Origin of the sequence: Bradyrhizobium sp., from assembly GCF_036009065.1 — a bacterium.
In the GTDB taxonomy this organism is placed as follows: Bacteria; Pseudomonadota; Alphaproteobacteria; order Rhizobiales; family Xanthobacteraceae; genus Bradyrhizobium.
In genome coordinates, this window is the sequence record NZ_DASYMN010000143.1 from 1 (window position 1) to 8,382 (window position 8,382).

The window sequence follows — 8,382 nt, forward strand, 5'->3', positions numbered from 1 at the left end:
ACGGAGGCTGCGATTGCCGCCTGCGCCTGGGCGCTGATCCTGGGCGTGTTCCTTTATCGCTCGCTGTCGCTCAAGCAGTTCTACAAGGTCTCGATGGACACCATCGAGACCACCGCGGGCGTGCTCTTGATCGTCGCGGCGGCTTCGCTGTTCGGCTGGGTGTTGACCACGACCCGGTTGACGGAAGCAGGGGCCGAAGCCCTGCTGCAACTGACCGACAACAAATACATCATCCTGCTGCTGATCAACGTGCTGCTGCTGATCGTCGGCTGCTTTCTCGAGCCGATTGCCTCGATCAGCATTCTGGTGCCGGTATTGATGCCGATCCTCCTCAAGGTTGGTATCCACCCCGTGCATTTCGGCGTGGTGATGACGCTCAATCTGATGATCGGGCTGCTGCACCCGCCGCTGGGCATGGTGCTGTTCGTGCTGTCGCGGATCGCAAAGCTGTCGATCGAGCGTACCACCATGGCGATCCTGCCGTGGCTGATTCCGCTGCTGATGTCGCTGATCGCGATCACGCTGATTCCCGAGCTGACGCTGTGGCTGCCGCGGACGATGGGGATGCTGAAGTAGCTTCTTACCCTCCCTGAAGGGGGAGGGTCGGCTCACATCGAGCAAAGCGAGATGTGAGACGGGGTGGGATGAAGCTGCGGATCAACACTTCACCCTACCCCGCCGCGAATTTCATTCGCGGCGACCCTCCCTCTCCAGGGGAGGATGAAGTGAAGCCTCCACCTCTGACGCCGCCGGCATCGACCGCGCCGCGCCCATGCGCTGCACGCAAATCGAGGCGGCGATGTTGGCGTAGCCGAACGCATCGCGAATCGGCTGGCCACTTGCAAGCTGCGCCGCCACGGCGCCGACGAAACAATCGCCGGCGCCGGTGGCGTCGAGCGCCTTGACGGTGCGCCCGGGAATGATCAACGGCTCGCCATCGACCAGCGCCACCACGCCTCGCTTGCCGAGTGTCACGCAGATGCTCTTGTCGGTGCCAGACTGAACGGATCGCGCCGCCTCGATGAAGCGGGTGTGATCGTCGCTATCGCGAAGCTCGGTCCTGGCCAGCAAGCCGAGTTCGGTTTCGTTGAGAATGAGGATATCGACCAGATCGAGCAATTCCCGGTCGAACGGCAGCGCGGGCGCCGGATTGAGAATCGTGGTCGCGCCTACGGCGCGGGCGTGTTTAAAGAAAGCGCCAGTCGCGGGCAGGGGAATCTCGAACTGGCTGACCGCGACATCGCCTCTCGCAGGCAACGCCATGGTCACGTCAGCCGCGCTCACCAAAGCATTCGCGCCGGGAATGACGACGATGGTGTTGTCGGCATTGGCGACGGTGATGATGGCCGTCCCGGTATGCGCTTCAGGCGTGTCCAGCACGAATGCCAGGTCGATGTCTTGCGCGGCCAGAAATGTCCTGAGATCGCGGCCAAACGCATCGTTGCCGACGCGTCCGATCAGTGTCGTCGCAGCGCCCAGCTTCGTCGCCGCAACCGCCTGGTTGGCGCCTTTGCCGCCGGGAAAATACAGCATCGCACGCCCGGCCACGGTTTCGCCCAGCCGCGGATGCCGATCGGCCGTCGCCACCACATCCATGTTGATGCTGCCGGCAACGAACACGCGGCGCATAATTTGTTCCTGAAAAATTACGCCGGGACCTCAAACTCCCGCCGCACGGCTTCGATGTCGGGCAGCGTCGGCAGCCCAGCCTCGTTGCCGAGCCGTTGAATCTTGTAGGTCGAGGCCGCGCGCGCGAACGCAAAATGATCCTGCCAGGCTTTTTCGGGATTGCTGAGATAGGAATAGACATAGGCGCCATGAAACACGTCGCCGGCGCCGTTGGTGTCGAGCACGCGGGCGGGCGCGATGGACAGCGCGGGCAGCGCGCGCACCACGCCGGTTTCGTCATACCAGAGCAGCCCGCGCTCGCCCAGGGTGACGCCGCCGACCCGGCAGCCGCGGCTTTTCAGGTAGTCCAGCATCGCCTCCGGCGTCTTGTCCATCTGCTCGCACAGCCGCTCGGCGACGATGGCGACGTCGATGAATTCGAGCAGCTCGTGGGTGTTGGTCCGCAGGCCCCCGCCGTCGAGCGAGGTGAGGATGCCGGCCTCGCGGCACAGCTTTGCATAGTGAATCGCCGCATCGGGCTGATGGCCGTCGACATGCAGCGCGCGGCAGCCCTTCAGATTCAGCATCGGGAACGGATGGATGTGCTCGTCGTCGCGGCAACGCACGATGGCGCGCTTGCCGTCCTTCGGCATGATGAAGGACAGCGACGAGGAATTGACCTTGCGGGGATGGATCGAGATTCCGTATTTCGCGCTCATGTCCTGAAACATCCGCCCCAGCCAGTCGTTGGCGACGGTTGCGATCAGGTCCGGCACGATCCCGAGCTTGGCGCAGCAGAACGCGGCGGTGACCGCATTGCCGCCGAACGACACCGCATAGGCCGAGGCCACGTGCTTCTCGTCGCCGGTCGGCATGTGGTCGGTGATGAAGGTAACGTCGATATAGGTCTGTCCGATGAAGAGGGCTTGCATCAAGCGTTCCGTTGACTTGAGGGGTGGTTCCGGCTGGCGCCGCCACATTAGCACTGACTATCGCCAGAGTTTCGCTGAAATTATTCGCAAGGTGCCGCCGGTATTGCTTGAGATAAGCGTGTGGCAGGACTACGACCTTGGTCAATATCGCCGCAGAACCGCCGCAGCGGCTGCTACAATGCAAAGGGAGGGGCAACGATGACGGTCTATTCCGGTCCGGTGTTCGACATGGCGGTGAACCAGTTCGGCGTCATCGCCGATCATCTGTCGATCCCCATGGACGAGCGTGACCGGCTGCTGCTGCCCAAACGCGCCATCACCGTTTCCTGCCCGATCCATCGCGACGACGGCTCGATCGCGGTGTTCGAGGGCTACCGCGTCCAGCACCATCTCACGCTCGGGCCCACCAAGGGCGGCACCCGCTTTGCGCCCAGCGTCGACATCGGCGAGGTCGCGGCGCTGGCGATCTGGATGAGCTGGAAATGCGCGCTGGTCGGGCTGCCCTATGGCGGCGCCAAGGGCGGCATCAACGTCGATCTTTCGACAATTTCCAAACGGGAGCTTGAGGCGCTGTCGCGCCGCTACATGCAGGAGATGATCCCCTTCGTCGGACCCCACACCGACGTGATGGCGCCGGACATGGGCACCAACGAGCAGGTGATGGCGTGGTTCATGGATACTTATTCGATGTACCAGGGACGCACGGTCACCGAGATCGTTACCGGAAAACCCGTCAGCTCGGGCGGCACGCTGGGGCGGCGCGAAGCGACCGGTCGCGGCGTCGCGCATCTCGCCAAGCGGGTGATGAACCAGCTCTCCATCAATTTGAACAACGCTACCGCCGTCATTCAGGGTTTTGGCAATGTCGGCTCCTACGCTGCGCTGGAGCTGCAGAGTTTCGGCTTGAAGGTGATTGCGGTGAGCGATCACACCGGCGCGCTTTACGATGCCGATGGCCTCGATATCCCCGGCTTGATGCAGCACACCGGCGAGCACGGCAGCTTGGCCGGATATTCCAACCAGCTGGCATGCGATCCTGCCACCGTTCTGACGCTGCCCTGCGACGTGCTGGTGCCGGCGGCGATGGAGCGCGTGATCGACGCGCAAACGGCCGAAAACCTGAAATGCCGCGTGCTGGCCGAAGGCGCCAACGGCCCGACCACGCCGGAGGCCGACCTGGTGCTGGAGAAGCGTCGGGACGAAATTTTCCTGATCCCGGATATCTTGTGCAATTCCGGCGGCGTGGTGGTCAGCTATTTCGAATGGGTGCAGGACCTGCAGCAGCTGTTCTGGGAGGAGGAAGAGGTGATGCGGCGCGAATACCAGATCCTCGATCGCGCCTTCGACACGATGGCGGCGCGCGCGAAGACCGACGGGATTTCGCATCGCACCGCCGCGATGGCGATCGGCGTGGAAAAGGTGCGGGCGGCGAAGACCACGCGCGGATTGTTTCCGTGATCACCGGGCTCGATCACGTCGTCATCCTGGTCGGCGATATCGAAGCCGGTGTCGCGACGTATCAATTGCTGCTGGCGCGCGCGCCGGCGTGGCGCAGTACAGGCGATGGCGCGGAAACCGTGCTGTTCACGCTGGACAACATGACGCTGGAGCTGATGGCCCCGGTTGGCGATGGCTTGGCCGCCGATCGGATTCGGGCTGCCCTCGCAGAGCAGGGCGAGGGGCTGGCGAGCATCTGCTTTCGCACAAGCGATATCGCGCGGATGCATCGCCGGCTGGATCGGCTGATGATGAATCCGGAGCCGATTACCGATGCCGAAAGCCGCGATACGGCAACTGGTGCAACATTGTCATGGAAGCGGACTCGTGCATCGACCAAGGCCACACGCGGCGTACGGCTGTTTTTTCTGGAGCTGGCAGGCGAGCGCCCGCGCTCGGCTGCGAGTGCGCAAGCGCCGGTCGTTGCGATCGATCATGTGGTGATTTCCACCGGCGATCCCGAGCGCGCCGCGGCGCTCTACGGCGCGCGGCTCGGGCTCGACATGGCGCTGGACCGTTCGCATCCGGACTGGGGCCGCCTGATGTTCTTCCGCTGCGGCGATTTGATTGTTGAAACCGTGCAGCGCCCGGGACCTGGCGCTGATCCCGCGCACGACAGGCTGTATGGCCTGAGCTGGCGGGTCGCGGATGCCGATGCGACGCGGGCGCGGCTCGCATTGGCGGGGTTAGACGTTTCCGATGTGCGCACCGGCCGCCAGCCCGGCACCCGCGTGCTCACGGTGCGCAGCGGCACCTGCGGCATCCCCACGCTGCTGGTGGAGCGGACGCCGCGGGCGATGTAGCCGTCATGGCCGGGCATAGCCGTCCGAAGGACGGCGTCGCTTCCGCTCGCCTATGTCCCGGCCATCCACGTCTTTAGGTCGCAATCGTTGGCTAAGGTCGTTCAGTCCGGATTCGCGGCGTAGCTACTTTTCATGCTGTAATGCTGCAAAACGTGGATGGCCGGGACGAGCCCGGCCATGACGCGGAGAGGATCGCTCGACTTGGCCAAGGCAAAACGAACCCTGAAGTGGCAGCGCGACCCCGAGGGCATGCGCTTGCGCATTCTCGAGGCCGCAAAGCAGGAATTCGCAGCCCATGGCCTGGCCGGCGCGCGGGTCGACCGCATCGCGGCGGAGGCGGGCGCCAACAAGCGCATGCTGTATTACCACGTCGGCAACAAGGAAGACCTGTATCTCGCGGTGTTGGAAGGCGCCTACGAAAAAATTCGCGTCGAGGAGCGCGGCCTCGATCTCGAGCATCTCAATCCGCCGCAGGCGATCGAAACGCTGATCGGATTCACCTGGAATTATTTCATCCGCAATCCGGAATTCCTAGCGCTGCTCAACACCGAAAACCTCGCCAAGGCAAAGCATCTCAAGCGCTCGACCAAGGTGAAATCGATGCATTCGCCGTTCGTCGAGATGATCCGCACCGTGGTGACGCGCGGCGTCGCGCGCGGCGATTTCCAGGTCGCGATGGACCCGGTGCAGCTCTACATTTCGATCGCCGCGCTGTGCTTTTTTTATCTCTCGAACAGCGCCACCCTGAGCGTGATCTTCGGCCGCGACCTCTTGAAAAAGGAAGCCCGCGACGAGCGGCTCGACCACATGGTGGCGCTGGTTCTGGCGGCGTTGACGGGAAAATCGGCGGCGGCGTTCGGGAAACGACAAGTTGCGGCGTCATGGCCGGGCTTGTCCCGGCCATCCACGTCTTAACCGCCGACGAAGACGTGGATGTCCGGGACAAGCCCGGGCATGACGTGAAAACCCGCGCCGATTTGACGCCTCAAAAAGTCTGGACAGTATTTATCCAACGGGTTAATTGTCGACCCAACAGGGAGCGAAACGTGGCCGAAGCCCAAAACCCCGGAAGCGTATCGAAAGCGCTGAACGCGGTGTGGATTCGGCCGTTTTTGTTCCTGCTCTTCATTGTGGTCGCCTGGGATCTGACGATCCGGCTGTTCAAGATCCCGCCCTATCAGATCCCGGCGCCGGGGGACGTCGTCGTGGTGTTGTGGAACGATTGGCCGGAACTGATGCGGCAGGCCTGGCCGACCACCTATGCTACCATCTGCGGATTCCTGCTGTCGGCGGTGTTCGGCATTCCCGTCGCGATGCTGATCGCGGGATCGAAGACCGTCGAAAGTTATGTCTATCCGCTGCTGGTGTTCTCGCAGTCGGTGCCGAAGATCGCGATCGCGCCGCTGTTCGTGGTCTGGTTCGGCTTTGGCATCATCCCGAAGGTGATCTCGGCGTTCCTGCTCGGATTCTTTCCGGTAGTGGTCTCGGCGGTGCAGGGTTTCAAGTCGGTCGATCCCGACATGGTCGATCTGGTGCGCGCGATGCAGGGCAGCCGCGCAAAGGTTTTCCTCGCCGTCAACCTGCCGCATGCGATGCCGGCGATTTTCTCAGGGCTGAAAGTCTCGGTGACGCTGGCGGTCGTCGGCGCCGTGGTGGGCGAATTCGTGGGCTCCAATTCCGGCATCGGCTATGTGCTGCAGCGCTCGATCGGCACCTTCGACCTGCCGACCATGTTCGCCGCGCTGGTGATCCTGGCGCTGCTCGGCGTGGTGCTGTTCTGGATCGTCGACCGGATCGAGCGCCTTGTGATTCCCTGGCATGTCAGCCAGCGCGAGGATCTTATCTTCGCCGCGTAGGCGAAGGAAAAAAAAGCGGCTCGCAAAGGGCTGCACAAACACCAAAGGGAGGATGAACATGGTGCGATTGATGACAGGGTTCTTGGCGGTGCTGGCGTGGGCGATGCTCGCGGCGGCGCCGGCGTCGGCGGCCGACAAGGTCGTGCTGATGCTGAACTGGTACGTCTATGGCGAGCACGCGCCGTTCTATTACGGCAAGGCCAAGGGCATCTATGCCGCCGAAAATATCGATCTCGAAATCCAGGAAGGCCGCGGTTCCGCGGCCACCACCCAGGCCGTCGCCGCCAAGACCGCCAATTTCGGCTATGTCGACGTGCCCACCATGATGCGCGCCGCCATCAAGGGCGCGCCGGTCATCTCCACCGGCGTGTTGCTGCAGACCAGCCCGATGTCGGCGATGGGTTTCGTCGAGAAGAACATCCGCAAGCCCGAGGACATCAAGGGCAAGACGGTGGCGATTACGCCCGCGGATTCCATGACGCAGATCTGGCCGCTGTTTTTGAAGAAGACCGGCCTCAAGGAGGGCGATTTCACCACGGTGGCCGGTGACGGCCAGACCAAGCTCAATGCCGTCATCAACGGTCAGGCCGATCTGCTGCTCGGCTACGTCATGGACCAGTCGATGAAGATCAAGGACGCCACCGGCAAGGACGTCTACCCGATCAAGTTCGCCGACTACGGCATCAACATGGTCTCTTCCGGCATCATCGCCAACACCGAATATCTCCGGGCCAACGACGAAATCACAAAACGCTTCATGTCGGCGACCACCAAGGCCATCGAAGCCGCGGAGAAGGACCCGAAGGGTGCGGCGCAGTCGATCCTCGACGCCAACCCGAAGGGCGGCAAGATCGATACGCTGACGCAAGGCTTCGAACTGACGATTCCGCTGTACCGGACCCCGGAAACCAAGGGCAAGCGGCCGTTCCAGGTCACCGATGCCAACATGACCGACAGCGTCAATTTGATGGTCGAGTTCGGCGGCCTCGAAGCCAAGGCCAAGGATAATCCGAAGGCGTTTTACACCAACGATTATCTGCCGAAATAAGGCTTGAGCCGAATGAGCGCAGCGACGACCGGCATGACCAGAACCAGCGCGCATCTGCGCGTAGTGTCGGACGCGGCTGCCGGCGCGCCTGGGATTCGCATCTCCGGCGTGTCCAAAACCTACCGGGCGCGCGACGGCGATGTGCCGTCGCTGCGGCCGCTGGACTTTCACATCAACGAGGGCGAGTTCTTTGTCGTGGTCGGCCCGTCCGGCTGCGGAAAATCCACGCTGCTGAAGATGATCTCCGGGCTGCTGCCGCCTTCGTCCGGCGAAATCCTGGTGGAAGGCGAGAAGGTGACAAAACCGCACGGCAATGTCGGTATCGTGTTCCAGAATTCGCTGCTGCTGCCGTGGCGCAATATTCTCGGCAATGTGATGTTGCCGATCGACATGAAAAAACTGTCGCGTGAAAAATATCTGCCGCGCGCGATGGCGCTGCTGAAAATGGTCGGCCTCCAAGGATTCGAGAAAAAGCTGCCCTGGCAACTCTCGGGCGGCATGCAGCAGCGCGCCTCGATCTGCCGGGCGCTGGTGCACGACCCGAAAATCATGCTGATGGACGAGCCGTTCGGCGCGCTCGACGCCATGACGCGCGAGCGCATGAATGTCGAGCTGCAGCGCATCCAGCGCGAGACCGG

Annotated in this window: 9 protein-coding genes; 7 read left to right on the top strand and 2 right to left on the bottom strand. The window is 62.8% G+C overall.

The genetic code is table 11. The features are described 5' to 3' along the window. Positions 1-576: TRAP transporter large permease subunit (locus VGP39_RS08580; protein ID WP_327567676.1), on the top strand; the 576-nt coding region annotated here is incomplete at its 5' end. A 111-nt stretch (positions 577-687) separates the two neighbouring features. Here the strand turns inward: VGP39_RS08580 and VGP39_RS08585 are convergent. Next, positions 688-1,629 carry a ribokinase gene (locus VGP39_RS08585; protein WP_327567677.1) on the bottom strand — a complete coding sequence of 314 codons (942 nt, stop codon included), beginning with the start codon at positions 1,627-1,629 and terminating at the stop codon, positions 688-690. Positions 1,630-1,646: 17 nt separating this feature from the next. Beyond that, positions 1,647-2,540 carry a sugar kinase gene (locus tag VGP39_RS08590; RefSeq protein WP_327567678.1) on the bottom strand — a complete coding sequence of 298 codons (894 nt, stop codon included), beginning with the start codon at positions 2,538-2,540 and terminating at the stop codon, positions 1,647-1,649. 198 nt (positions 2,541-2,738) lie between these two features. Between VGP39_RS08590 and VGP39_RS08595 the strand changes: the two genes are divergently transcribed. The 6 genes from VGP39_RS08595 to VGP39_RS08620 all read left to right on the top strand — a co-directional run. Continuing rightward, positions 2,739-3,998 (top strand): Glu/Leu/Phe/Val dehydrogenase, encoded by a 1,260-nt coding sequence (locus VGP39_RS08595; RefSeq protein WP_327567679.1) that lies wholly within the window; start codon positions 2,739-2,741, stop codon positions 3,996-3,998. Beyond that, a complete protein-coding gene (locus tag VGP39_RS08600; RefSeq protein WP_327567680.1) occupies positions 3,995-4,840 on the top strand; it encodes a VOC family protein in 846 nt (281 codons plus the stop codon). Before VGP39_RS08595 ends, VGP39_RS08600 begins: the two co-directional genes overlap by 4 nt. Positions 4,841-5,041: 201 nt before the next feature. Beyond that, positions 5,042-5,755 (top strand): TetR/AcrR family transcriptional regulator, encoded by a 714-nt coding sequence (locus VGP39_RS08605; RefSeq protein ID WP_327567681.1) that lies wholly within the window; start codon positions 5,042-5,044, stop codon positions 5,753-5,755. A 131-nt stretch (positions 5,756-5,886) separates the two neighbouring features. Continuing rightward, positions 5,887-6,696 (top strand): ABC transporter permease, encoded by an 810-nt coding sequence (locus VGP39_RS08610; protein ID WP_327567682.1) that lies wholly within the window; start codon positions 5,887-5,889, stop codon positions 6,694-6,696. Between the two features lie 70 nt (positions 6,697-6,766). Beyond that, positions 6,767-7,744, top strand: a complete 978-nt coding sequence (locus tag VGP39_RS08615; RefSeq protein ID WP_327567683.1) for an ABC transporter substrate-binding protein — start codon at positions 6,767-6,769, stop codon at positions 7,742-7,744. A 12-nt stretch (positions 7,745-7,756) separates the two neighbouring features. Continuing rightward, positions 7,757-8,382 (top strand): ABC transporter ATP-binding protein (locus VGP39_RS08620; protein WP_327567684.1); only part of this gene is annotated, 626 nt, incomplete at its 3' end.